The organism is Olsenella sp. oral taxon 809 str. F0356 (assembly GCF_000233535.1).
Classification (GTDB): domain Bacteria; phylum Actinomycetota; class Coriobacteriia; order Coriobacteriales; family Atopobiaceae; genus Olsenella_I; species Olsenella_I phocaeensis.
On record NZ_JH376563.1, the window covers coordinates 1,691,572 to 1,715,873 of the forward strand.

20 protein-coding genes and 1 tRNA gene are annotated in these 24,302 nt (G+C 67.2%); 8 read left to right on the forward strand and 13 right to left on the reverse strand.

Annotation, left to right across the window (positions count from 1 at the left end; all coding sequences use genetic code 11):
* Positions 1 to 2 precede the first annotated feature (2 nt).
* The 9 genes from HMPREF1008_RS07665 to pyrR all read right to left on the reverse strand — a co-directional run bounded on the left by HMPREF1008_RS07665 (position 3) and on the right by pyrR (position 6,653).
* On the reverse strand, positions 3 to 296 hold the full coding sequence (locus HMPREF1008_RS07665) for a DNA-directed RNA polymerase subunit omega (RefSeq protein WP_009279292.1): 294 nt from the start codon (positions 294 to 296) through the stop codon (positions 3 to 5).
* The gene (gene gmk / locus HMPREF1008_RS07670) at positions 283 to 876 is read right to left on the reverse strand and encodes a guanylate kinase (protein ID WP_009279293.1); all 594 of its coding nucleotides are present in this window, start codon (positions 874 to 876) and stop codon (positions 283 to 285) included. The genes HMPREF1008_RS07665 and gmk overlap by 14 nt, the downstream gene beginning before the upstream one ends.
* On the reverse strand, positions 876 to 1,184 hold the full coding sequence (mihF, locus tag HMPREF1008_RS07675) for an integration host factor, actinobacterial type (protein ID WP_009279294.1): 309 nt from the start codon (positions 1,182 to 1,184) through the stop codon (positions 876 to 878). The genes gmk and mihF overlap by 1 nt, the downstream gene beginning before the upstream one ends.
* Positions 1,185 to 1,366: 182 nt before the next feature.
* Positions 1,367 to 2,092 (reverse strand): orotidine-5'-phosphate decarboxylase, encoded by a 726-nt coding sequence (gene pyrF, locus HMPREF1008_RS07680; RefSeq protein ID WP_009279295.1) that lies wholly within the window; start codon positions 2,090 to 2,092, stop codon positions 1,367 to 1,369.
* Complete coding sequence (locus HMPREF1008_RS07685) at positions 2,086 to 3,012, reverse strand: dihydroorotate dehydrogenase (protein WP_009279296.1); 927 nt, start codon at positions 3,010 to 3,012, stop codon at positions 2,086 to 2,088. Before HMPREF1008_RS07685 ends, pyrF begins: the two co-directional genes overlap by 7 nt.
* Positions 3,006 to 3,803: a dihydroorotate dehydrogenase electron transfer subunit gene (locus HMPREF1008_RS07690; protein ID WP_009279297.1), complete on the reverse strand. Its 798-nt coding sequence runs from the start codon at positions 3,801 to 3,803 to the stop codon at positions 3,006 to 3,008. Before HMPREF1008_RS07690 ends, HMPREF1008_RS07685 begins: the two co-directional genes overlap by 7 nt.
* 65 nt (positions 3,804 to 3,868) lie before the next feature.
* On the reverse strand, positions 3,869 to 5,161 hold the full coding sequence (locus HMPREF1008_RS07695) for a dihydroorotase (protein ID WP_009279298.1): 1,293 nt from the start codon (positions 5,159 to 5,161) through the stop codon (positions 3,869 to 3,871).
* A complete protein-coding gene (locus HMPREF1008_RS07700; RefSeq protein ID WP_009279299.1) occupies positions 5,145 to 6,080 on the reverse strand; it encodes an aspartate carbamoyltransferase catalytic subunit in 936 nt (311 codons plus the stop codon). The genes HMPREF1008_RS07695 and HMPREF1008_RS07700 overlap by 17 nt, the downstream gene beginning before the upstream one ends.
* Complete coding sequence (pyrR, locus tag HMPREF1008_RS07705; RefSeq protein ID WP_009279300.1) at positions 6,081 to 6,653, reverse strand: bifunctional pyr operon transcriptional regulator/uracil phosphoribosyltransferase PyrR; 573 nt, start codon at positions 6,651 to 6,653, stop codon at positions 6,081 to 6,083.
* Positions 6,654 to 6,934: 281 nt separating this feature from the next.
* Between pyrR and HMPREF1008_RS07710 the strand changes: the two genes are divergently transcribed.
* From HMPREF1008_RS07710 to HMPREF1008_RS07725, 4 genes are all read left to right on the forward strand, one after another.
* Positions 6,935 to 7,009, forward strand: a tRNA-Asn gene (locus HMPREF1008_RS07710).
* 181 nt (positions 7,010 to 7,190) lie between these two features.
* On the forward strand, positions 7,191 to 8,027 hold the full coding sequence (locus tag HMPREF1008_RS07715; RefSeq protein ID WP_009279301.1) for an ABC transporter permease: 837 nt from the start codon (positions 7,191 to 7,193) through the stop codon (positions 8,025 to 8,027).
* A gap of 9 nt (positions 8,028 to 8,036) precedes the next feature.
* Positions 8,037 to 9,164: an ABC transporter ATP-binding protein gene (locus tag HMPREF1008_RS10285; RefSeq protein ID WP_009279302.1), complete on the forward strand. Its 1,128-nt coding sequence runs from the start codon at positions 8,037 to 8,039 to the stop codon at positions 9,162 to 9,164.
* A 99-nt stretch (positions 9,165 to 9,263) separates the two neighbouring features.
* Positions 9,264 to 10,418, forward strand: coding sequence for a glycosyltransferase (locus HMPREF1008_RS07725; RefSeq protein ID WP_009279303.1), 1,155 nt, complete (start codon positions 9,264 to 9,266; stop codon positions 10,416 to 10,418).
* 109 nt (positions 10,419 to 10,527) lie between these two features.
* Here HMPREF1008_RS07725 and lspA read toward each other — a convergent pair whose 3' ends face one another.
* Both lspA and ileS read right to left on the reverse strand, forming a co-directional pair.
* Positions 10,528 to 11,034, reverse strand: a complete 507-nt coding sequence (gene lspA / locus HMPREF1008_RS07730; RefSeq protein WP_009279304.1) for a signal peptidase II — start codon at positions 11,032 to 11,034, stop codon at positions 10,528 to 10,530.
* A gap of 10 nt (positions 11,035 to 11,044) precedes the next feature.
* Positions 11,045 to 13,855, reverse strand: a complete 2,811-nt coding sequence (gene ileS / locus HMPREF1008_RS07735) for an isoleucine--tRNA ligase (protein WP_040656777.1) — start codon at positions 13,853 to 13,855, stop codon at positions 11,045 to 11,047.
* A gap of 752 nt (positions 13,856 to 14,607) precedes the next feature.
* Between ileS and HMPREF1008_RS07740 the strand changes: the two genes are divergently transcribed.
* The 3 genes from HMPREF1008_RS07740 to ftsH all read left to right on the forward strand — a co-directional run bounded on the left by HMPREF1008_RS07740 (position 14,608) and on the right by ftsH (position 20,105).
* On the forward strand, positions 14,608 to 15,702 hold the full coding sequence (locus HMPREF1008_RS07740) for a hypothetical protein (protein WP_009279306.1): 1,095 nt from the start codon (positions 14,608 to 14,610) through the stop codon (positions 15,700 to 15,702).
* Between the two features lie 338 nt (positions 15,703 to 16,040).
* The gene (locus HMPREF1008_RS07745; RefSeq protein ID WP_009279307.1) at positions 16,041 to 17,984 is read left to right on the forward strand and encodes a fructose-bisphosphatase class III; all 1,944 of its coding nucleotides are present in this window, start codon (positions 16,041 to 16,043) and stop codon (positions 17,982 to 17,984) included.
* Positions 17,985 to 18,209: 225 nt separating this feature from the next.
* The gene (ftsH, locus tag HMPREF1008_RS07750) at positions 18,210 to 20,105 is read left to right on the forward strand and encodes an ATP-dependent zinc metalloprotease FtsH (RefSeq protein WP_009279308.1); all 1,896 of its coding nucleotides are present in this window, start codon (positions 18,210 to 18,212) and stop codon (positions 20,103 to 20,105) included.
* Positions 20,106 to 20,269: 164 nt separating this feature from the next.
* Here the strand turns inward: ftsH and HMPREF1008_RS07755 are convergent, their stop codons facing one another.
* Positions 20,270 to 21,091, reverse strand: coding sequence for an RNA methyltransferase (locus tag HMPREF1008_RS07755; RefSeq protein WP_009279309.1), 822 nt, complete (start codon positions 21,089 to 21,091; stop codon positions 20,270 to 20,272).
* A gap of 95 nt (positions 21,092 to 21,186) precedes the next feature.
* Between HMPREF1008_RS07755 and HMPREF1008_RS07760 the strand changes: the two genes are divergently transcribed.
* Entirely contained in the window at positions 21,187 to 22,737 is a 1,551-nt protein-coding gene (locus HMPREF1008_RS07760) for a L,D-transpeptidase family protein (protein WP_009279310.1), read from the forward strand.
* Positions 22,738 to 22,862: 125 nt separating this feature from the next.
* On the opposite strand, the gene ffh is transcribed toward HMPREF1008_RS07760, so the two are convergent.
* Positions 22,863 to 24,299 (reverse strand): signal recognition particle protein, encoded by a 1,437-nt coding sequence (ffh, locus tag HMPREF1008_RS07765; protein WP_009279311.1) that lies wholly within the window; start codon positions 24,297 to 24,299, stop codon positions 22,863 to 22,865.
* Positions 24,300 to 24,302 lie beyond the last annotated feature (3 nt).

Below are 24,302 nucleotides of genomic sequence, written 5' to 3' on the forward strand. Positions count from 1 at the left end.
GCTTAGAGGTTGTGCTCGACCTGGGCGTTGGAGCCCTTGATCTGGTTGTCGAACTCGTCCTTGACGAAGCTCAGGGTACCGTCCTCGATCTCGGACATGGCGATGGAGACGGGGTCCTCCCCGGAGATGACGGGCGTGATGTCGTCGAACTCCTGGATGGCCGTCACGCGCAGGTGCTGGCCGCGCACCATGTTGTTGATGTCGCAGGCGCGCTTGGACGCGACGGCGCAGAGGAGGAAGGGGTTCTGCTCGGTCTGGTCGAGCAGGGTGTCGATCTCGGGCTTAGTCACTGCCATCTTGGGAGTTCCCTCCGTTTTTCTCGAATGAATCGATCGTGTCCGCGAGGCGGGCCGCCGCTGCCTCGAGCTCGTCGTTGACGACGCGCGCATCGTACTCGTGCGCGCGCGTCATCTCGAGCCTGGCGTTGGAGAGTCGCAGCCCTATGGAGGCCTCGTCCTCGGTGCCACGGGCGCGGAGCCTCTGCTCGAGGAGCTCCATGGAGGGGGGCTCGATGAAGACGAGCACGGCATCAGGATAGATGCGCCGCACGTTGAAGGCTCCCTGTGGGTCTATCTCGAGCACCACCGAGCTTCCGCGGGCGAGACGGTCGTCCACCTCGCTTCTCAGCGTCCCATAGCGATGCCCGTGGACGTTCGCCCACTCGAGGAAGGCGCCCTCCGCGACGAGGCGCGAGAACTCATCCTCGCCGAGGAAGTGGTACGAAACGCCGTCCACCTCGCCGGGGCGTGGGTTCCTCGTGGTAGCCGAGACCGTCAGGCCCAGGTCGGGACGCTGCCTCAGCACCTGCGAGAGCAGCGTACCCTTCCCCGCTCCTGACGGTCCGGAAATGACGAAGAGTCGTGGGGTCCTAGGCACTACTTGGAGAGCACCTCGATGAGCTGCTCACGCTGGCGAGCACCCAGGCCCTTGACGCGACGGGTGGCGGAGATGCCCAGCTCGTCCATGATCTTGGTGGCCTTGGCCTTGCCGTAGCCGGGAAGGGACTCGATGAGGGCGGAGACCTTCAGGCGGCTGGCGATGGGATCCTCGGAGTTAAGAACCTCCTCGAGGGTGATGTCACCCCTCTTGATCTTGTCGCGGAGCTCAGCGCGCTCATGGCGAGCGGCAGCGGCCTTCTCGAGTGCGGCCTTGCGCTGCTCGTCGGTAAGCTGAGGTAGTGCCATGGTTCCTCCAAACATCGGAAAAATACGTCGTGATCCATACGTCACGGCAAGTACGAGCCGTCGGCGCAAGCCCATAGTTTGCCAATTGACTAGGTATTTTACAAGTCTACAACTGCAGCTTTGTTCTTCAAGGCCATTCTTCTACACAAAATGGTCCCGAATCGACCGCAACCGAAGGGCGCCTAGCCCTCGCAGAGCTCGGAAACGATGGACTCGAAGGTGGCCACGGGGTCTCCCGCCTGCGTGACGGGGCGGCCCACCACGAGCTTCGAGGCGCCGGCCGCAATCGCCGCGGCGGGCGTGGCGACGCGCCTCTGGTCGCCCAGCGCGGCGCCCGCCGGCCGCACGCCCGGGGTGACGATCAGGGCGTCGGGGCCGAGGAGGGCGCGCATCGACGCCGCCTCCTGGGGAGAGCAGACGATGCCGTCCGACCCCGCGCCGACGGCGAGCGAGGCGAGCCGGGAGACCTCGTCCGAAAGATCGCGGTCGATGCCGACCGAGCTCAGCGCCTCCTCGTCCATGCTGGTGAGGACCGAGATGGCGACGAGGCGGGTCCTGTCTCTCCCGCACTCCTCGGCGGCCCTCTCCACGCCCGCCCTGGCCTGGCTCACCATCTGCGCGGACCCCAGCGCGTGGATCGAGAGCATGTCGGCCCCACTGAGCGAGGCGGAGCGCGCGGCCCCGAAGACCTGGAAGGGGATGTCATGCAGCTTGAGGTCCAGGAAGACCCTGAGCCCCCTCTCCCCCATCTCGCGGACGATGGAGGGCCCCTCGGCATAGAAGAGCGTCATGCCCACCTTGACCCAGCGGGCCCTGCCCTCGAGCTGGCCGGCAAGCCGCAGGGCCTCCTTGCGGTCGCAGTCCAGTGCGACGATGACGCTCTCGCGCGCCTCTGACTCGCTTAGCATTCCACGGCTCCAATCAGGTCGTTGACGTCCGCGACCCCCTGGTCGCGGACCCAGTCGGTCAGCTCCGCCAGGATCCTGGGCGCAGAGCTTGGGTCGGTGAGGTTTGCGGTCCCCACGGCGACGCTCGTGGCACCCGCCAGGATGAGCTCCGCGGCATCCTCGCCCGTTCGCACGCCCCCGATGCCCACGAGGGGGAGGCCCACGGCCTTGTGGGCCTCCCACACCATGCGCACGGCTATGGGGTGTATGGCGGCGCCGGACATGCCTGCCGTGGGCCGCGAGAGGCGGCTCCTGCGGCTGCGGACGTCTATCGCCATCGCGGGGATCGTGTTGATGAGCGAGAGCGCGTCCGCGCCCTCCGACTCGAGCGCGCGGGCGATCTCGGACACGTCATGGGGGGCCATCTTCACCACCAGGGGAAGCTTCGTGCGGTCGCGTACGGCCCTCATGACCTCGGCGGCGGCCTGTGGCGTGGCGCCCATGGCCGCACCCCCCTGGCTCACGTTGGGGCAGCTGATGTTTATCTCGAGCCCTGAGGCGAAGGGAGCCAGCTCGTCATAGAGCTCCACGGCGCGGGCGTACTCGCCGAGTGAGTGGCCAGCGACCTGACAGATGACCTGGCAGCCGCGGTCGCGCAGGCCCTGGAGGTACTCCCCGGCCTGTTCGACGAAGGCGGGGATGCCCGGGTTCTGGAGCCCCACCGAGTTCAGGATGCCCGAGTCGACCTCCGCCAGGCGCGGCGCGGGGTTGCCGTCCCAGGGGACGGCGGAGCAGCCCTTCGTCGTTATGGCGCCGAGCAGTGACACGTCAAAGAATCCCTCGAACTGCCAGCCGTAGCCAAAGGTCCCCGAGGCGGTGTTGACGGGGTTCTTCATCCTGATCCCGCCAAGGTCGACGGCCATCCTGGGTTCGCTCACCATGCCAGCTCCTCCGCGTCGAAGACGGGCCCGTCGCTGCAGCAGGAGCGGTAGCCCCCTGCCGCCATGGTCACGTTGCAGCTGTTGCAGGCGCCGAACCCGCAGCCCATCATCCGCTCCGTCGAGACCTGGCAGGCGATGCCCGCCGAGCGCGCGAGCCTTGCCACGCCGGCCATCATGGGCTGTGGCCCGCAGCTCATGACGAGGCCGTAGTCCCTCTCCCCCAGAAGGCGGGACATGGCGTCGGTCGTGAAGCCCTTGATGCCCCGGCTCCCGTCGTCAGTGGTGACGAGCACCGTCCCGGCGCCAAGGGACGAGAGCCGCTCCTCTCCCCAGAGCCTGGAGGCGGTCTGCGCGCCCAGGACGGCGTCGAAGGGGACCCCTGCCCCGGCGAGCATGCCCGCGGCGGCGACTATGGGAGGGGCGCCCACGCCGCCCGCGACGAGGAGGACGCGGACGGGCACGGGCTCCGGCAGCCTCCAGCCATGGCCGCTTGGCCCCACGGCCGTCGAGCGCTGCCCGGGAGCCATGTGCGAAAGGCGCTCCGTCCCCTCGCCCACCACCGCATAGACCAGATCGACCGTCCCTGCGACGGCGTCGGCCGAAGCGAACGAGAGGGGGATCCTCAGGGGGTGGCTGGGGTCCCCCGGAACCTCGAGGTTCATGAACTGGCCGGGCCGAATGGAGCCCGCCAGGGCGGGCGCGCGCAGGACGAGCCGCCAGGTGGAGGTAGCGACCTCCTCGTTCGAGACGACCTCGAACTCGTGCAGCCCCACGCCAGAGCTAGGAATCAACTCGCTACTCCCCGCTACGAGGGGAGGCGCCCCGAGGGACGCCTCCTGTCCGACAGAGGCCCAGGCTAGGCGACGACGCCATCGACCAGGGTGCGGCGACCGTCCACGAAGACGTCCGTGGCGGCACCGACGAGGGTCTGCCCCAGGAAGGCGGAGTTCTTCGAGAGCCCCTGGAGGTAGTCCTCGTCCACCTTGACCTCGAGCTCGGGGTCGACCAGCGTGAGGTCCGCGCGCGACCCCGCCTCGACGCGGACGGGGCGCAGCCTGAGGATGCGGCGCGGGTTGACCGCCATGACCTCGACCAGGCGATCCCAGCTCATGCGGCCCGTGCGCACAAGGTGAGTAAGCATGAGGGGAAGCGAGGTCTCGAGCCCGACGGTGCCAAAGAAGGCTATCTCCCACTCGCAGTCCTTCTCGTGCTGGGCGTGGGGGGCATGGTCGGTCACGACGCAGTCGATCGACCCGTCCAGGATGCCCTCGACCAGCGCCTCCATGTCGGAGGGAAGGCGCAGGGGTGGGTTCATCTTGAGGTTGGTGTCGTAGGCGTCGGTGATGTCGTCCTCGTTGAGGAAGAGGTGGTGCGGGGTCACCTCGCAGGTGACGGGCAGGCCCTCAGCCTTGGCGGCCTTGACAAGGTCGAGCCCCTTCTTCGTCGAGATGTGCGCGATGTGCAGCGGGCAGCCGGTGAGTCGGCAGAGCTCGATGTCGCGATAGATCTCCATCTCCTCGCCCAGCGCGGGCCAGCCGAACATGCCGAGCCTCGTGGAGGCCCTGCCCTCGTTGATGACGCCGTGTGCCGTGAGCGACTCGTCCTCGCAGTGCGCGATGGCCACGCGGTCGAACTGGGAGACGTAGTCCATGCAGGTGCGCATGATGCCGGCACTCTGGACTCCGTGCCCGTCGTCGGAGAAGGCGCAGGCGCCCTCCATCACCATGTCGCCGATCTCGGCCAGGGCCTCGCCCCTCTGTCCGCGGGTCAGGGCCCCGATAGGACGCACGTGGCAGAGCCCCGCGGCGTGCGCGCGGTCGATCTGGTAGCGCACGCCGGTGCCGGTGTCGATCACGGGGTCGGTGTTGGGCATCGTGGCGACGTCGGTGAAGCCGCCGTGCGTGGCCGCGCGGGCGCCGGTCTCGAGGGTCTCCTTGTACTCGAAGCCGGGGTCGCGGAAGTGGACGTGCATGTCCACCAGACCGGGAAGGAGGTACTTGCCGGAGCAGTCGATGACCTCGCAGCCCTCGGGGGCCTCGAGCGACTCCTTGACCGCGACGACCTCCTTGTCGTCCACGAGCACGTCACGGACGTCGTCCAGGCCAAGCTGAGGGTCGACGACGTGGGCAGCCTTAAGCAGAAACGGCATTGTTCTCTCCTCCCAGAAGCAGGTACATCTCGGCCATGCGGGTGAGGACACCGGCATTGACCTGGTCGAGGATCCTCGAGCGCGCGCAGTCGGCCACGTCGGCGTTGATCTCCATGCCGCGGTTCATGGGGCCGGGGTGGCAGATGATCGCATCGTCCTTCATGCGGCTCACGCGCTTCATGTCAAGGCCGTAGAGGCGGTTGTACTCGCGGCGGGAGGGAATCGCCGCGCCCTCCATGCGCTCCAGCTGCACGCGGAGCATGTAGACGACGTCCATGTCCTCGATGACCTCGTCGAGGCTCGCGGTCTGGGGGCAGCCAAACCAGTCGGGGTCGTCCACCTGGAAGGTCGGGGGGCCGACCAGCGTGACGTCGGCGCCCATGGTCTTGAGCGCGGGCGCCAGCGACCCGCAGACGCGGCTGTGCGCGAGGTCGCCCACGATGGCGACCTTCAGCCCGTCCAGGTGCCCGAAGTTCTTGCGGATGGTGTAGAGGTCGAGCATCGCCTGCGTCGGATGCTGGTGCTTCCCGTCGCCGGCGTTGATCACCACGGCGTCGGTGTTCTCGGTGATCTTCTGCGGGGTGCCCGCCAGCTTGGCGCGGCAGATGAACATGTCGACGTTCATGGCGTCGATGGTCTGGATGGTGTCCGCCAGGCTCTCTCCCTTGACGACCGACGAGGTGGAGCCCCCCATGCTCAGGCTGTCCGCCGAGAGGCGCTTCTCGGCCAGCTCGAAGGAGCTCTTGGTGCGGGTGGAGGGCTCGAGGAAGAGGTTGACGATGGTGCGGCCGCGCAGGGCGGGGACCTTCTTGATGGCGCGGTTGTTGACCGACTCGAAGGAGGCGGCCGTGTCGAGGATCTGCGTTATGTCATCGGCAGTGAGGCTGTACGTGTCGATGAGATGCTTGACCGAGAGCATTTACCTGGCACCTCCGGAGTTCTTCTCGCTGTTGACGTCCCAGATCTCGACGCTGTCGCGGCCGTCGAGGGCCTCCACGCAGACGCGCACGTCCTCCTCGTGGGAGGAGGGCACGTTCTTGCCCACGTAGTCGGCTCGGATGGGCAGCTCGCGGTGCCCGCGGTCGACCATGACCGCCAGCTGGACGGTCTTGGGGCGGCCGTAGTCCATGAGCGCGTTGAGGGCAGAGCGCACCGTGCGACCGGTGTAGAGGACGTCGTCCACGAGGACGATGTCCTTGCCGTCGACCGAGAAGGGGATGTTGGTGGCGTGCAGCACGGGCGCGATGTTGCGCATGACGTCGTCACGGTAGAAGCTGATGTCCAACGACCCGATCTGGGGACGCGAGCCCTCGATCCTCTCGATGGCCTCGGCGAGCCTGTTGGCCAGGGTCTCTCCGCGACGGATGATGCCGACCAGCGCGATGTGCTGGGCCCCCTCGTTGTGCTCGATTATCTCGTGGGCTATGCGGGTCACCGCCCGCTCCATCGCCTGGCCGTCCATGATGGTCGCCTTGGGTCTGGACTGTTCCATTGCTCTCCTCCCAGAACTAGAAAAAAATGCCCTGACCGTCTGTCGACGGTACAAGACACCTGGGATGAGGCTATGTAGGGACGCATCGGTCCCGCACCTTACCGGTATCTCGTACCGCGCTTAAAGGTCAAGGAGAACGATACACGAATTCCGTCGGCTGGCAAGGGCGATTCGCCACCCTTGCCAGACCTGCCCCTCGGGCGAAAAAAATCCAGAAATTCATGCTTGCAGGACCGTCTCTCTTGGCTATACTGGTCACCCGTGCACAGCGCACGACGAATTCCCCGGTGGCGCAGTGGTAGCGCAGCTGACTGTTAATCAGCGTGTCGCAGGTTCGAATCCTGCCCGGGGAGCCAGACGCATCAGGCCCGTGGGACTCGTTCCCGCGGGCCTTTTCCATGGGCGGGCCGCATGCCCGTCGCCTGGTGCCGTCTGGCGTTTGCATGAGACCGCCGTTGGTGTGATAGCATCAAAAGGATTAGTGCGAACATGGCATCTACCTGCATGTGGGCAGGCATTTCATACCCAGGAGGAACCTTGGAAGAAGCTCCGAGCACAGGCGTGCCCAAGGCCCAGAGGACATCCCGAGAGGACGCGTGGTATCCCGCCGGCGAGCGCAACGCCTCGATCCTGCGCCAGCTCGTGTCGAAGGACTTCAAGCTCAAGTATCGCCGCAGCGCCCTGGGCGTCGCATGGAGCGTCCTCAACCCGCTCATGATGATGGCGGTCATGGCGGTGGTGTTCTCCGCCCTGGCCGGCCGCTCCGCGGAGGGCATCCCGAGCTTCCCGCTCTACATCATCCTGGGCAACGTGACCTTCTCGCTCATGAGCGAGTCCACGAGCCAGGGCATGTCGTCGATCATAGGGGCTGCGTCGCTCCTCAAGAAGGTCAAGATCGACCGCTGGGTCTTCCCCATCGAGAAGGTCCTCTTCGCCGTCGTGAACTTCGTCTTCTCGCTCATCGCCGTCGCGCTCGTCATGGGCTTCGTGGGCATCTCCCCCACCGTCTACGTCCTGATGCTGCCCCTCCTTGTCCTCTACCTGGGGACCTTCTGCGCCGGCCTCTCGCTGCTCCTCTCCGCCGCCTCGGTCTTCTTCCGCGACGTGATGCACCTCTGGGGCGTCGTGCTCACCGCCTGGACCTATGCCACGCCGCTCTTCTACGCGGAGGAGATCCTTCCCGGCTGGCTCCGCTCCCTCGAGGTCTTCAACCCCATGTACCACTACGTGCGCTACATCAGGGAGCTCGTCCTCTACGGGCGCATGCCCTCCCTCAAGCTCAACCTCGCCTGCGCGGGCTGCGCCGTCGTCTCGCTCGCGGTCGGCGCGCTCGTCTTCCGCAAGAACGAGCGCAAGTTCATCCTCTACATCTAGGAGCAGCTCGTGTCCGAGACCAGCAGCAACGTTTCCGGCGCGACGCCAGCGAGCCCCGAGGGGCCCGGCTGGGGCGTGACCCTCAAGCTCTCGGCCGACACGGTCGACGACGCGACCCCCATCTTCGCGACAGCCCACGTGGAGGGAGCCGTGGAGTGGACGGACCTCGAGTTCCGCTATCGCTGGTCGCTCGACGTGGAGGAGGACGGGCCGCTCCACGGCAGCTCCGGCGTCTACGACGACCAGTCCCAATGGGGCTTCATCCCGCCGCAGACCGGCTCGTTCTGGCTCTGCGTCAGCGTGCGGCACAAGCACACGGGTGTCGTGATGGAGGCGTCGCGCTGGGTCACCGTCCAGGAGGACGAGAGCTTCAGGAGGCCTCCCCTGCCCTCGGCGGACGCGCCCAGCGTGGTCGAGGTCAAAGACGTCTCGATGATCTTCAACATCGCGTCCGAGCAGTTCAACTCACTCAAGGAGTACTTCCTCGCCCTCGCCCGACACGAGCTCAAGTTCAAGGAGTTCCGCGCGCTCGACCACATCGACTTCGAGGTCAAGCGCGGCGAGGCCTTCGGCCTCGTGGGGACCAACGGCTCCGGCAAGTCCACCATGCTCAAGATCATCGCGGGCGTGCTGGACGCCAGCGAGGGCAGCTGCAAGGTCACGGGCACCATCGCGCCCCTCATCGAGCTCGGCGCGGGCTTCGACATGGACCTCACGGCCAAGGAGAACATCTACCTCAACGGCGCGCTCCTGGGGTACCGCAAGGAGTTCATCGACGCCCACTTCCAGGACATCGTCGAGTTCGCCGAGCTCCAGAACTTCATGGACATGCCGCTCAAGAACTACTCCAGCGGCATGGTGGCGCGCATCGCCTTCTCCATCGCGACCATCACCGAGCCCGACATCCTGATCGTCGACGAGACGCTCTCCGTGGGCGACTTCCTCTTCCAGAAGAAGTGCGAGCGCCGCATCAAGGAGCTCGTCCAGTCGGACGGCGTCACCGTGCTGCTCGTGAGCCACTCCATCGACCTGGTGGAGCGCATCTGCGACCGCGTCTGCTGGATCGAGAAGGGCAAGATGCGGATGGTGGGCCCCACCGACGAGGTCTGCGACGCCTACAAGCGGCTGGCCGGCTAGGGGCTGGCCGCGCGCACCAGGCGAGGGCGCGGACGTTCTCGCCTTCGAACCCCTTTGGACGCGACCGGGCGGCGCCTTCGCCCAGAAACGGAAGAGAGCATGACAGACGTGGCCCCGACGAGGACGGCGCAGGACGGCATCGACGTCAGCGTCATCGTCCCCTGCTACAACACCGAGGCCTTCCTGGACCAGGCGCTGAGCTCGCTCGAGGCAAATGACCGCTGCTCGCTCGAGGTCATCGTCGTGAACGACGGCTCCACCGACGGCTCGCTGGCCATCATGCGCGAGCACGAGGCGCGCGACCCCCGCGTGCGCGTCATCGACAAGGAGAACTCGGGCTACGGCGCCAACATGAACCGCGGGATCTCCGAGGCGCGCGGGACCTACGTCGGCATCCTGGAGCCCGACGACTACCTGCGCCCCCACATGTTCGACGTCATGTTCGAGTGCGCCGAGCGCCACGGCCTGCCCGACATGGTCAAGACGCCCTACATACGTGTCTGGATGCCCACGACCCCGCAGGAGCACCTCTACATGTGCTCCTACTACGGTCGCATCAAGCCCGAGGACGAGCCCTTCACGCTCGCGGACTGCCCCCGCCTCATCCAGCACCACCCCTCGATCTGGTCCGCCATCTACCGGCGCGACTTCCTGACGCAGAACGACATACGCTTCATGGAGGTGCCCGGCGCCGGCTGGGTGGACAACCCCTTCCTGATCCAGACCTGCGTCCTGGCCAAGTCCATCGTCTACATAAACGAGCCCTTCTACTGCTACCGAGAGGACCTTCCCGGCTCCTCGTCGGTGCTCAGGAAGGCGGGGCTCTCGTTCGAGCGCTGGAACGACATGGCCGACGTCATCGAGCGCTGCGGCGTCACCGACGAGGGCATCCTGAGGTCCTTCTATGTGATCGGCTTCCGCTACGCGGGTGCCGCCATCGACGAGTTCGGGCTCGAGGTCCCCGAGGTCAGGGAGTGGATCAGCCAGATGTTCAGGCGCATGGACCCCAAGGTCGTGGCATCGATAGTCACGCTCTCGGGCTCCTTCAAGCGCACCTACTTCAGGCTTTCCGGCTACGAGCCGGTCCCCTTCAGCGACCTCCCCTACCTCAGGAGCCTCGTGGGCGAGTTCTTCTACAGCTGGTGCACCAACGGACCTGCCTTCGCCCTCTCGCGCCTGGGCATCTTCGCCCGCAGGCGCGCGGCGGAGAAGGGCCTCGTCAAGCCGACGTCCACGCACTCCGCCTCGATCTAGGATGCGGGGAGAGGGACGTGCCGCCCAGGTCGCAAGACCATGTGAAGCGCAGGGCCCGCAGCCATGTGGCTGCGGGCCCTGCGCTTCGCTGGCATGACTGTTCGACGGCCTACGTCGCAGAGGGGCCCCTCTCCCCCCTCAGGTCCCAGAGGTAGTAGCCCACGACGGAGACGGCCACTCCGCAGGTCACGAAGACGTCCGCGACGTTGAACACCGGGAAGTCCACGAAGCGCGTGGCGAGGAAGTCGGTCACAGAGCCCTGGAAGAGGCGGTCGATCATGTTGCCCACTCCCCCACCGGCGACGCAGCCGATGGCAACGGCAAGGGGCAGCGGGATGTCCTCCCTCCAAACCAGGGCCACGCAGCCGGCGAGGACCGCGATGGCTATGACCACCAGCAGCGGGCCCATGCCGCGCGCCATGCTGAAGGCGGCGCCCGTGTTCTCCACGTGCAGGAGGTCGAGCACGCCGGGAATCAGCGTCTCCCCCTCCCCCACCGGATAGAGGGCGCGCACCGCGGCCTTGACCGCCTGGTCGACCACCACGACGAGGCACACAGCAAGGAGGAGGGCCACGGAGCGCATTCCGCGACGGGACAGGGGCCTCGTGGCGTCCACGTCAGCCCTCCTACTCTGTCGCGCCGACGACGGAGGAGCAGCGCGCGCAGAGTCCATCCTCGCCCAGCTCGCGCCAGTTCCAGCAGCGGGGGCACTTCTCCCCGTTGGCGGGAAGGACCTCGCAGGAGAGCGCCTCTCCCTCGTGGACGCAGACCTCGGAGCACACGAAGGCCTCGGCGAGGTCGGGGGCGCCATCGCCTGCGAGGAGCGCGAAGGCGTCCTTGGTCAGGGTGAGCTCGGCGCGCGTGGCCTGGGTGGTCTTCTCGCTCACCACGCCGGAGGCGAGCGCCTCGTCATAGGCCTTGGTGAAGGCGCCGCGGGCGTCGACAATCGCCTGGTACGTGGCGAGGAGCGGCTCGTACTCCGACGCCTGCATCGGTGCCTGGAACCAGTCGAGGAGCGCGGCGTAGCGCTGGCCGTCGCGCAGGGACTCGGGCAAGAACACCATGGCCTCGTCAGTGGTGTAGGCGAGGATGGGCTGGAAGTCGTGGACCAGCATGGAGAGGACATACGACCAGACGGTCTGGGCACTCCGACGCTCGACGCTGCCGGGGGCGCCGCAGTAGCTGCGGTCCTTCGTCGCGTTGAGGTAGTCGTTGGAGAGCTCGGTGATGATGTAGTCGTACAGGGTGCGGTAGACCACGTTGAACCGGTAGCCCTCGTAGGCGCGCGAGACCTCATCGTGCACCTGGCACATGCGGGCGAGGGCGAGGCGGTCGTACGGCAGGAGCCCCTCGACGGGCAGGCCGTCGGCCGCGAGGTCGAACTGGCCCTCGAGCTCCCCCAGGAGGAAGCGGAGGGTGTTGCGGATCTTGCGGTAGGCGTCGCCCACGTGCTCGAGGATGCTGTCGTCGCAGGGGACGTCGGTCGAGGTGTCGACGGACGAGACCCAGAGGCGCAGGATGTCGGCGCCGCGGGTGTCGCACTCGGCGTTGGGGTCGATCACGTTGCCCAGGGACTTGGACATCTTGCGGCCCTTGCCGTCCAGGGTGAAGCCCTGGCTCACCACGGACTTGTAGGGGGCCACGCCATACGCGCCGACGGAGGTCATGAGCGAGCTCATGAACCAACCGCGGTGCTGGTCGGAGCCCTCGAGGTACATGTCCGCGGGGAACTGCAGGTTGTCGCGGTGACGGCAGACGGCGGTGTGGCTCACGCCGGAGTCCCACCAGACGTCCAGGATGTCCTTGTTGGTCTTGAGATGGTGCCCTCCGCACTTGGGGCAGACGCAGGCGTCGCCCAGGTAGCTGGCGGGGTCCTCGGTGAACCAGCAGTCGGAGCCCCGCTCGCGGAAGAGCTCGATCACGGCATCGAGGGTCTGGTCGTTCATCACGGTCTCGCCGCAGTCCTGGCAGGTGTAGGCGGGGATGGGCACGCCCCAGTTGCGCTGGCGGCTGATGCACCAGTCCGGACGGCCCTCGACCATGGAGCCGATGCGCTTGACGGAGTGCGCGGGATAGAAGTCGACGTGCGAGAGCTCCTCGAGCGCCTGCCTCCTGAGGCCGGTCTTGTCCATGGAGACGAACCACTGGCTGGTGGCACGGAAGATGACCGGGTTCTTGCAGCGCCAGCAGTGGGGGTAGCTGTGGTTGATGTCCTCGTGGAGGATCAGCGCGCCGCGCTCGTCGAGCCACTCGATGATCTTGGGGTTGGCCTCGTTGACCTCCATGCCGCCCCAGGGGCCGCCGGTCCCCATGCCGTCTCCCACGTAGAAGCGGCCGTCGTCGTCGACAGGCATGACCACGGGCACGCCGAAGCGCATGCCGGCGTTGTAGTCGTCCACGCCGTGACCGGGGGCGCTGTGCACGATGCCAGTGCCGTCGTCCAGGGTGACGTAGTCGGCAAAGATGAACACGCCCTCCTCGCCCTGGTCGCCGAAGATCGGCTGCCTGTAGCGGTTGCCCTGGAGCTCGGTGCCCGTCGCGTGCCAGGGCTCGCCGTCGGCGTCGCGCACGAGCTCGACGCCCTCGTAGCCAAACTTGGCGCAGCACCTCTCCTGCAGGGCCTCTGCCATGAGCTCGACCCTGCCGTCGACCCGCACGGCGACGTAGCTCGCCTCGGGATGGAGGATGACGGCGTCGTCGGCAGGAAGCGTCCAGGGCGTCGTGGTCCAGATGTCGACGAAGAGCGAGTCGGCATAGGGCTCGAGGCCGGCTGGCGCGGTGGTCATCCGGAAGCGGACGAAGATGGCGGGCGAGACCTCGTCGGAGTACTCGATCTCCGCCTCGGCGAGCGCCGTGTGGCAGTGGGTGCACCAGTGCACGGGCTTGCGGCCGCGGTAGATGGCGCCCTTGTCGAAGATCGCCTTGAAGATTTCCACGTCGGTGGCGTCATAGTCGTTGACGTAGGTTAGGTAGGGGTTGTCCCACTCGGCGAGGACGCCCAGGCGCTTGAAGCCCTGGCGCTGGGTGTCGACCTGCTCGACGGCCATCTTGCGGCAGAGCTCGCGGATCTTCTCCGTGGGAAGCTGGTTGAACTTCTCGGTGCCCAGCATCTCCTCGACCTTGTGCTCGATGGGTTGGCCGTGGCAGTCCCAACCGGGCACGTAGGGGGTCTGGTAGCCCCGCATGGACCAGTAGCGGTTGATGATGTCCTTCGAAATCTTGTTCTGCGCGTGTCCCAGGTGGATGGGGCCGTTGGCGTAGGGAGGGCCGTCGTGGAGCACGAACTTGTCGTGGCCTTCGTTCTTCTTGAGCATCTGCCCGTAGACGTCGTTGGCCTCCCACTCGGCCAGGCGCTTCGGCTCGTTCTGGGCCAGGCCCGCCCTCATGGGGAACCCCGTCTTGGGGAGGTTCATCGTCTTCTTGTACTCGTTTGCCACGCTCGCGCCCTTCCTCTCGTGCCCTTCGCCCCCGCGCGCCGCGGGTGCGTCCCCTCCGGACGCATGAAAAAAGCGCCCGTCCCTCCTGCTGGGACGAAGCGCTCGCACGACACTTCGCTTGTGACCACCCAGCGAGCGGAAATCCGCCAAACTCGGCTGGCCTGTGACGGCGGCCACTCCGACGGCGCCTACTCGCGAGCGTGCGACCCGTTGCCGGTCGCGCCCGCTTTGGGGCCGCGGCTCCGGGGTGATGTTCTCCGGGACGTGGTCGCGACTTCTCAGCCTCGTCGCTCTCTGTTGGCCACGCTGCCCCGGGTACTCTTCCCCTTCACAGCTTTTGATGGGAGAGATGATAGCACGCAGGCGGTAGCAATGCGCGGGCGAACGGACCCTCCACGCCGGCGGTACGCGGGGCGGTCGTCCAAGGTCCGCCAGGCTCACCACATGCGGCCGGCCGTCGCCTGCCGAGGCCGCCATCTTTCGGCTGCCCGGCCGGCCGTCGCCTGCCAGACCCGCCGCCTTTCGGACGCCCGGTCGTCCATCTTGTCTATTGCCACGCTTTTTGGCGAGAATCGCTCACATTCTGTGGCGAAAAACAAGATGGTGCGTCGGGCGGCTCCTGGCAATGGCGCCTGAGAGGAGGCTGCGGCTCTCGCCTGCGGGCATCGTGCAGCTTCACGCAGGCGCACGACGCCTCCCACAGGTATCTTTGCCTCCCAAGCAAGCACAGGGCACGAGGAGGGGGAGCGGAGATGTCGCGCGACGCGGACCAGAGGATTGGCAAGCTGCTCGACGCCGGAGAGCGCGAGCGCAGACTCGTCCATGCCGACACGAGGGCGGACGCGGCAAAGCTGCAGAGGCTGCGAGCCAAGGGCGCGCTGGTCTCCCCTCATCATGGCCTCTACGTCCGCACGAGCGCCTGGGCCGCGCTGACAGAGCCGGAAAGGGCCCTCTGGAAGATGAGGGCGCTCTGCGCCAGGCATCCCGGCTGGGTGTTCTGCGACGTGTCCGCGGCGCTGGCCCATGGGCTGTCGGTGCCCCTCCGGGAGGTCGGGACCCTCCACGTCCTGAGCAGCCCTGGCTCGCCCACGAGAAGCACCGGAGCAATCGTTCGGCACGCGACGTCGGCACGAGGGGCGTGCTGGAAAGACGGCGTCCACGTCACCGACCTTGCGCAGAGCGTCTACGACTGCCTGAGGAGGCTTGGCTTCAGGGACGGCCTCGCGGTGGCGGACTCGGGCATGGCGGCCATGGGACTGGACGACTGGGAGACCCTCGCCGACCGCCTGATCGCCCTCCATCACGGCGAGCCGGGACTCCGCCGGGCGCTTGGCATCCTGCGGCACGCCGACCCCCGCGCCGAGAGCGGCGGGGAGTCCATCGCCCGCGCAGCGATGCTCGAGCTCGGCTTCGAGCTTCCGGAGCTGCAGGTCGAGGTGCCGGACCCGTTCGCCCCCGGACGCGACTACCGGGTCGACTTCCTCTGGACGCTGCCGGACGGGAACAGGGTCGCCGGCGAGCTGGACGGGCGCGAGAAGTACGTGAACCCGCAAATGACGAAGGGCCGCAGTGCCATCGAGGTACTGGCGGAGGAACGGTTGCGCGAGTCGAGGCTGAGCGCCGCGGGCGTGCGCGTCATGCGCTTCTCGTTTGCGGACGTCTGCAGGCTGGGCTTCTTCGAGTCGCTCCTGGAACGCTACGGCATCCCGCGGCCGGGACGCCCCTCTCGCCTGCGAAGCCCCTTCAGGGAAGAGTGGCGTCCCATGGAGCTTGGCGGCTGGAGGCTGCGCTGCAAGCGGGTCTGGCCGAGGAGCCGGCTGGCGCGCGAGCCGGAAGGTGGCCGCTGACATGGTCGAAGAGCCGCTCCGTACGCGACGGCAAGGCGGTCGATGGGCGGGTCCAGCCATCCATCTTGTCTTTTGCCACGCTTTTTGACGAGAATCGCGCGAATTCCGTGTCGAAAGGCAAGACGGATGGCCTGACGCCACCGGAGCCCGACGCCACACAAGCGCCACGACCACGCAGCCAAGCGGCGCCCATGCCGCCCGTAGGCTACCACGCACGAAAATCCACAGCTTGCGCATTGAAAGAGACGCCGCCGTCCCCAACGATGGGCACATGGCACAAGAGTTCCGCGGCCTCGTCCCAGCTGGCGCGGCCGCGACGGGGAGAAGGGCGGGACACCTTGGCAGGCGAGGCTCTGGAACCGACGGGCACGACGGCGGACGAGGCTCACGGAGGCCCTGACGACCTCCGCTACCTCAGGCTCCTCTCGCAGAACTTCCCCACCATGCGCTCGGCCTTCACCGAGATCATCAACCTCGAGGCCATCCTCAACCTGCCCAAGGGCACCGAGCACTTCATGAGCGACGTCCACGGCGAGGACGAAGCCTTCGAGCACATCCTCAACAACTGCTCCGGCGTCATCCGCGAGCAGGTGGACCGCATCTTCGCGACCGAGCTCGGGAGCGGCCAGCGCGCCGACCTCTGCACCCTTATCTACTATCCCAAGCAGAAGCTCGCCCGCGTGCGCGCGGCGGGCGCCAACACCGACGAGTGGTATGCGGCGACGCTCTTCCGCCTGGTGCGCCTTGCCCGCTACCTCTCGGGCTTCTACACCCGCTCCAAGGTGCGCAAGGCGATGCCCGTCGAGTACGCCTACATCATCGACGAGCTGCTGCACGCCTCCGGCCAGGGAGAGACGAGCCGCCACGAGTACCACGAGCAGATCATCTCGTCGATCGTGGGCACAGGTTCCACCGATGACTTCCTCGTGTCGCTGAGCTCGCTCATCAAGCGACTCGCCGTCGACCACCTGCACGTGGTAGGCGACCTCTTCGACCGGGGCGCGCACGCCGACAAGATCATCGAGCGCCTGATGGCCTACCATTCGCTCGACATCCAGTGGGGCAACCACGACATCTGCTGGATGGGCGCGGCGGCCGGCTCCGAGGCCTGCGTGGCCGCCGTCGTCCGCGCCAACGTGCGCTATCGCACCCTCGAGGTGCTCGAGAGCGCCTATGGCATCAGCCTGCGCCAGCTCGCCCTCTTCGCCGAGAAGACCTATGTGGACTATGACGTCATCTCCCCCATGGAGAAGGCCATCAGCGTGATCCTCTTCAAGCTCGAGGGCCAGCTCATCCAGAGGCACCCCGACTTCGGCATGCAGGACCGCCTGCTCCTGGACAAGATCGACGTGGTGGACGGCACGGTGGCCATCGGCGGACAGGAGCACGAGCTCAGGACCTGCGACTTCCCCACCATCAACACGGCCCACCCCTACGAGCTCGACCCCGAGGAGGCCGAGGTCGTGCGCGGCCTGGTCAAGTCCTTCCGCGCGAGCGACCGCCTGCGTCGCCACGTCGCCTTCCTCTACGAGCACGGCAGCCTCTACCTCGTGCGCAACGGCAACCTGCTCTTCCATGGCTGCCTGCCGCTCGACGAGGACGGGCGCCCCAGCACCGTCACGGGCGAGGGCGTCAAGTACGCGGGCCGCGGGTACATGGACTTCTGCGACCGCATCGCGCGCCGCGCGTGGACGCGGGGGGACCAGCCCGCGCTGGACTGGATGTGGTACCTCTGGTGCGGCCGGCACTCCCCGCTCTCGGGCCGCGTCGTCAAGACCTTCGAGCGCACCTTCGTGGCCGACCGCGCGACGTGGGAGGAGCCGGAGGACCCCTACTACCGTCTGACCAACTCCCCTGAGGTCTGCGAGCGCGTGCTCGCGGAGTTCGGACTCACAGGGAGACACTCGCACATCATCAACGGCCACACCCCCGTGAGGGCGCGCGCGGGCGAGAGCCCCTGCCGCGCCGGGGGGAAGCTCCTCGTGATAGACGGCGGCTTTTGCCATGCCTACCACAAGAAGACCGGCATCGCGGGCTACACGCTCATCTTCGGCGCGGGCGGCATGCGCATCAAGGCGCACGAGCCCTTCCAGGGCGTGGACGCGGCACTCGACCAGAACGCGGACATAGAGAGCGACGTCACCGTCATCGAGCAGGCCGACCGTCCCCTCAAGATCGCCGACACCGACACCGGGCGCAGCATTCGCGCGCAGATCCAGGACCTCTCTCGCCTCCTCGACGCCTACCGCTCCGGCCGCATGGGCGAGGGCAAGCGCCCCTAGGGCGAAGGCGAGAGGGCCCGCATCCCGGCACGAATGCGCCTCGCATGCGATCTGCTTCCGCGGCAGGGGGAAGGCGCCTCTCCCCCGCCCCACTTCCTGTGGAGCGGGGGAGAGGCGCCCCAACTTGGGTATCTAAAGCAGAACCGACCCCTCGCGAGGGGACGGGGGAATCACGGCTCGAACACCAGCACGCGCCCAGAGGCACGGCAGAAGGAGAAATGCCAGATGGAGATGGACAACAGGAAGAAGCGACAGTCGATGATCCTCTACATGGTCATCGCCATCGCCCTGGCCATCGCTGTTCGGACGACGCTCTACCCCAGCATCGTGAGCAGCCAGGTGACCAGCGTCAGCTACAGCCAGTTCCTCGGGATGGTGGACTCGGACGAGGTGAGGCAGCTCCAGCTCGACACCTCGAACGGCAAGATCCGCTTCACCACCGGGGAGGGCGACAGCGAGAAGATATACGAGACCACGCAGTTCCCCGGCGACTCGACGCTGGTTGACAAGCTTCGACAGCACAACGTCGACATATCGGCAAACATCCCCGACCAGAGCTCCGGCGTGTGGCTCTACCTGCTGCTCTCGTATGGCCTCCCTCTGCTCTTCATCTTCGGCGGCGGCTGGCTGCTCAACCGCAGGCTCAAGAAGTCCATGGGCGAGGACGGACCCTCGATGAACTTCGGCGGCGGCTTTGGCCTGGGAGGCGCAGGGCTCGGACGCTCCGGCGCCAAGGAGGTCAAGGGGGAGGAGACCGGCATAACCTTCCAGGACGTCGCCGGCCAGGACGAGGCCAAGGAGTCCTTGGAGGAGATAGTGAGCTTCCTCGAGAGCCCCGAGAAGTACAACCAGATCGGCGCGCGCTGCCCCAGGGGCGCCCTGCTCGTGGGCCCTCCGGGCACTGGCAAGACCCTGCTCGCCAAGGCCGTCGCCGGCGAGGCCAAGGTGCCCTTCTTCTCCATCAGCGGCTCCGAGTTCGTCGAGATGTTCGTCGGCCGCGGCGCCGCCAAGGTACGTGACCTCTTCAAGCAGGCCAAGGAGAAGGCGCCCTGCATCATCTTCATCGACGAGATCGACACCGTGGGCAAGAGGCGTGACGCGGGCCTGAGCACCAACGACGAGCGCGAGCAGACCCTGAACCAGCTCCTGGCCGAGATGGACGGCTTCGACAACCACAAGGGCATCGTGGTGCTCGCCGCCACCAACCGTCCCGACTCCCTCGACCCGGCGCTCCTGCGCCCCGGCCGCTTCGACCGCCGCATCCCCGTCGAGCTCCCCGACCTCGCGGGCCGCGAGTCCATCCTCAAGCTCCACGCCAACGACGTGAAGATGGAGGGCGGCGTCGACTTCGGCGCCGTGGCGCGCCAGACCCCCGGCGCCTCGGGGGCCGACCTCGCCAACATGATCAACGAGGCGGCGCTGCGCGCGGTGCGCATGGGACGCAAGAAGGTCACCCAGACCGACATCGAGGAGTCCGTGGACACCGTCATCGCCGGCGAGAAGAAGAAGTCGACGGTCCTCTCGGAGCACGAGAAGGAGGTCGTCGCCTACCACGAGACCGGCCATGCCATCGTCGCCGCCGTGCAGGACGGCAAGGCCCCCGTCTCGAAGATCACCATCGTGCCCCGCACCTCGGGCGCCCTGGGCTTCACCATGCAGGCGGAGGAGGACGAGCACTACCTCACCACCCGCGAGGAGTACAAGCAGCGCATCGCCGTGCTCTGCGGCGGGCGCGCGGCGGAGGAGCTGATCTTCGGCCACATGACCTCAGGTGCCGCGAACGACATCGAGAAGGCCACCAAGATCGCCCGGGCGATGGTGACCCAGCTGGGTATGTCGGACAAGTTCGGCATGACCGCCCTGGGCGAGACGACCAACCGCTACCTGGGTGGCGGCTCCCAGCTCACCTGCTCGGAGGGCACCGCCCGCGAGGTGGACGAGGAGGTGCGCGCGCTCGTGGAGGAGGGCCACCAGACCGCCCTCAGGACCCTGCGCGAGAATCGCTTCAAGCTGCACGAGATTTCGCACTACCTGCAGAAGAAGGAGACCATCACCGGCGAGGAGTTCATGAACATCCTCAACCGCGACGACGGCTTCGCGCCCAAGTACCAGCAGGACTAGCGCAACGCTCCAATCCCAGGCCCCGCCCTCTCCGATTGGCAAGCGAAGGGCATCAAGCCCACGCTTTCCTATTCGGAGAGGGCGGGGCCCTTTCTGTCGGCACGCTCCTCCAGGTCCGGCGCGAGGGCGGCGTGCGGATGGAGGAGCGTGGGGAGGGGACGAGCCTAGCGCCTCGCGCAGAGCTCCCAGAAGGCGACGGCGCTGCTGGCAGCCACGTTGAGGGAGTCCACGCCCGCGGACATCGGGATGATGGCGCAGTCGTCGCAGGCGGCGAGCGCCTCGCGGCTGAGCCCCCAGCCCTCGCTGCCAAAGGCGAGCGCGAGGCGCGAGTGCTCCTTGAGCGACGTGTCGTCGAGCCGCAGGGCGCCCTCCACGAGCGCCATGCCCGTGACGTGGAAGCCCTCGGAGCGGAGAGCGTCGAAGGCGTCTCCGGGCCAGTCGCCCTCGGCGACGGCCCAGGGAAGCTTGAACACCGTTCCCATGGACACCCTGATGGCGCGTCGGTTGAGCGGGTCGGCACAGCTGGGCGAGAGGAGCATCGCGTCGACCCCCAAGGCAGCCGCGGAGCGGAAGAGGGCGCCGACGTTGGTGATGTCGACCAGGCTCTCGAGCACGGCGACGCGACACGCCCCACGGAGCGCCTCGGCGGCGGAGAGGGGCCGGGGCCTGCGGGCGACCGCGAGATATCCCCTCGACTTGCTGATGCCCGTCACGTCCTGGAGCAGCTCCCGGTCGCAGCAGTAGATGGGCAGTCCGGCTTCCTCGAGCTGCGGGACGCGCCCGAGCAGGGTGCCCAGGTGCCTCTCGTCCACGAGGACGGACTCGAGCTCCAGGCCCTCTCCCACGGCCAGCTCGATGACGTTGAGAGACTCGAGGACGCACCTTGCCTCCAACTCGTCGCGAAGGCTCCTGAGCTGGCGGTCGGTGAGTCGTAGGTAGGGGTCGAGGCGCGGGTCGCCCTCCGTCGCCATGCGAAGAATTGCCATCGTTGCGCCCTCCATTGGAAGAATGCCCTAGCCGAAGGGTACTATTACTCCCTACCCATGCAGCAGGAAATGACGACGTACCAAGGGATGAGGCCATGAGCCTGCAAGAGGACCCCAAGACGACACCCTTCGTGCCCGACCCGGCGCTGAGCTCCCTCAGCCACTCGAGGATCGGCTCGCACTTCTCCCCCTCCGACGGGCCGACGCCCCAGGACGAGATCCCCGGCAGGGGTGGCTCCGGCCGCGCCCCCAAGGTCGCGGCCGCCGTGATGGCTGGTCTCGCCGCGGTCTACCTGGGCGGCGTCGCAGTCTGGTCCAACGTCTTCATGCCCAACACCTCGGTCAACGGCGTCGACGTCTCGCTCGAGACGCCGGCCTCCGTGGCCCGACAGCAGACCGTCGCCACCAGCAGCTACGCGCTCGCCGTGTCGGGCGAGGGACTCGACCTCAAGGTCTCGGCGTCGGACGTGGACCTCAGCTGCGACGTCGACGTCTTCGCCCGCGACGCGCTCGCGCAGACCAACGCCTGGGCCTGGCCCGTCGCCGCGATCAGGGGCAGCAAGGTGGACGTGCGGCCTCAGGCCTCCTTCGACGCATCCAAGCTCGACGAGCTGGTGGGAAAGGCCGTGGACGCCGTTAACGCCCATGCCACCCAGCCCGTGAACGCCTCGGTCGGCTATGACCCGACGAGCTCCGGCTTCGTGGTGAGCCCCGAGAAGGCGGGAACGGCCCTCGACGCCGCGAGCGTGACCAAGGCCGTCGGCTCCGCGCTCAAGGAGGGCGCTACATCGCTCGCACTCGACGAGTCGGCGCTCGTGCAGCCCAGCATCCTCTCGGGCGACGGGCGGCTCGCAGAGGCCGCCAAGACTGCCAACTCCTACCTCGCCGCGACCCAGACCCTCACGGTCGACGGCAATGCCGTCGCAACGGTCGACGCCGGCAGGATCGCCGAGTGGGTCCACGTCCAGGATGACCTCTCCGTCACCCTGGACGATGAGGCCATCAAGGCCTGGACCACGGGCGAGCTCTCGCGCCAGCTCGACACGGTGGGCACCACGCGCACGTACACGCGTCCCGACGGGGTCACCATCAAGGTGAGTGGCGGACGCTACGGCTGGAACCTCAACGGCACCGAGCTCGCGGAAACCCTCGCACAGAACGTGAGGACCGGCAGCGCCACCTCCGTCGAGCTCCCCTGGTCGAGCACCGCCGCGCAGTACGGGAAGCGTGGCGCCGCCGACTGGGGGGACCGCTACATCGACGTCGACCTCACGAACCAGCACGCCCGCATGTACGACGGCGGCAGCCTCGTCTGGGAGTCGGACTTCGTCTCCGGCAACACGAGCCAGGACCACGGCACCCCGGAGGGCGTCTATTCCGTCAACTCCCACATGGGTACCAACCAGACCCTCAAGGGCATCGACGAGGACCACGACGGGGAGCCGGACTACGTCAGCCACGTGAGCTACTGGGTGCCCTTCATCGACAACCTCTACGCCTTCCACGACGCGAGCTGGCGCTCGCGGTTCGGCGGGAGCATCTACCAGACCGACGGCAGCCACGGCTGCATCAACCTCCCCAGCGCGAAGGCAGAGGAGTTGTACGACCTGGCCAAGGTCGGAGACGTCGTGGTGGTGCATTACTAGTCGCCTGGCGAGAGGGGCGCTAGTACCTCTCGCACAGCTAACCTAGACGAGCAAAAGGCCGCACCCCGGAACCCAACGGTCCGAAGCGCGGCCCTCCTTGACCGGGTTGTCTGCGGCGAATGGCGCTAGAACTTCCGACCGCCCTTGCCACCGTACATCTTCTGGAGCGCCGAGAGGTCCATGCCTCCCACGCCGCCGCCCATGCCCATGTTACGCATCATCCCGCGCATCTGGCGCATGGACTTCTTGGAGCCCATGCCGGCAGCCCCCGTCATCTGCCGCATCTTGCCCATCATCTTGTTCATCTCGCCCCATTGCTTGAGGACCTGGTTGACCTCCTGGACGCTGCGGCCCGACCCTGCGGCGATGCGCTTGCGGCGCTGGCCGTTAATCTTCTTGGGCTTGAGGCGCTCCTCCTTGCTCATGGAACGGATGATCGACTCGATGCGCACGATCTGCTCGTCGCCCATCTGGCCGCCCGCCTGCTGCAGCATGCGCTCTCCTCCGGGCAGCATGCCGATCATCTTCTTGAGACCGCCCATCTTGCGGATCTGCTGCAGCTGCGAGAGGTAGTCGTCCATGGTGAAGCCCTCGCGGAGCATGCGCTCGGCGTCCTCGATCTGCTGCTGGTCGGCGACCTGCTGGGCCTGCTCGATGATGCCCACGACGTCGCCCATGCCCAGGATGCGCTTGGCCATGCGGTCGGGGTGGAAGACCTCGAGGGAGTCGGGCTTCTCCCCCATCGAGACGAACTTGATGGGCTTGCCGGTGACCTCGCGGACCGAGAGCGCGCCGCCGCCACGGGCGTCGCCGTCGAGCTTGGACATGATCACGCCGTCGAAGTCGACGCGCTCGGCGAAGGTCGAGACGACGTTGACCACGTCCTGGCCGGCCATGGCGTCGACCACCATGAGGATCTGGTCGGGCTTGACGGCCGCCTTGATGTCGACGGCCTCCTGCATCATCTCCTCGTCGATCTGCAGGCGGCCGGCCGTGTCCACGATCACGATGTCGTTGAGGTGGTCGACGGCCTGCCGGATGGCTCCCGAGGCCACCTGGACGGCATCCTTGCCGTCGCCGCGCCAGACGCCGACGCCGATCTCTCCCGCCAGGGTCGCCAGCTGGTCAGCGGCGGCCGGCCGGTGGGTGTCGCAGGCAGCGAGCAGGGGGCTGTGACCCTGCCTCTTGAGCAGGTAGGCGAGCTTCGCCGCGGCCGTTGTCTTGCCCGAGCCCTGCAGGCCCACGAGCATGATCACGTTGGGCGTGCGGTTCTGCGCCAGGACGAGCTTGGACTCGGTCGAGCCCAGGAGCTGCGTGAGCTGGTCGAGGACGATGCGCACCACGTTCTGCGAGGGCGTGAGGGACTCCATGACCTCGGAGGTCAGACACTTCTCCTTGCACGCCGCCACAAAGCCCTTGACGACGCGGTAGTTGACGTCCGCCTCGAGCAGGGCCATGCGGATCTCTCGCATGGCGACGTTGATGTCGTCCTCCGTGAGGCGGCCCTTGCCGCGCAGCTTGTCGAAGGTTCCCTGGAGGCGGTCGGAAAGGCTGTTGAACATCGT

Coding starts and splice junctions, on each gene's coding strand:
- HMPREF1008_RS07695 (WP_009279298.1), bottom strand. CDS start 5,161: ATGCCGTTTCTGCTTAAGGCTGCCCACGTCGTCGACCCTCAGCTTGGC.
- HMPREF1008_RS07760 (WP_009279310.1), top strand. CDS start 21,187: ATGAGCCTGCAAGAGGACCCCAAGACGACACCCTTCGTGCCCGACCCG.
- pyrR (WP_009279300.1), bottom strand. CDS start 6,653: ATGGAACAGTCCAGACCCAAGGCGACCATCATGGACGGCCAGGCGATG.
- HMPREF1008_RS07740 (WP_009279306.1), top strand. CDS start 14,608: ATGTCGCGCGACGCGGACCAGAGGATTGGCAAGCTGCTCGACGCCGGA.
- HMPREF1008_RS07700 (WP_009279299.1), bottom strand. CDS start 6,080: ATGCTCTCGGTCAAGCATCTCATCGACACGTACAGCCTCACTGCCGAT.
- mihF (WP_009279294.1), bottom strand. CDS start 1,184: ATGGCACTACCTCAGCTTACCGACGAGCAGCGCAAGGCCGCACTCGAG.
- ftsH (WP_009279308.1), top strand. CDS start 18,210: ATGGAGATGGACAACAGGAAGAAGCGACAGTCGATGATCCTCTACATG.
- ffh (WP_009279311.1), bottom strand. CDS start 24,299: ATGTTCAACAGCCTTTCCGACCGCCTCCAGGGAACCTTCGACAAGCTG.
- HMPREF1008_RS07755 (WP_009279309.1), bottom strand. CDS start 21,091: ATGGCAATTCTTCGCATGGCGACGGAGGGCGACCCGCGCCTCGACCCC.
- HMPREF1008_RS07685 (WP_009279296.1), bottom strand. CDS start 3,012: ATGGTGAGCGAACCCAGGATGGCCGTCGACCTTGGCGGGATCAGGATG.
- pyrF (WP_009279295.1), bottom strand. CDS start 2,092: ATGCTAAGCGAGTCAGAGGCGCGCGAGAGCGTCATCGTCGCACTGGAC.
- HMPREF1008_RS07665 (WP_009279292.1), bottom strand. CDS start 296: ATGGCAGTGACTAAGCCCGAGATCGACACCCTGCTCGACCAGACCGAG.
- HMPREF1008_RS07725 (WP_009279303.1), top strand. CDS start 9,264: ATGACAGACGTGGCCCCGACGAGGACGGCGCAGGACGGCATCGACGTC.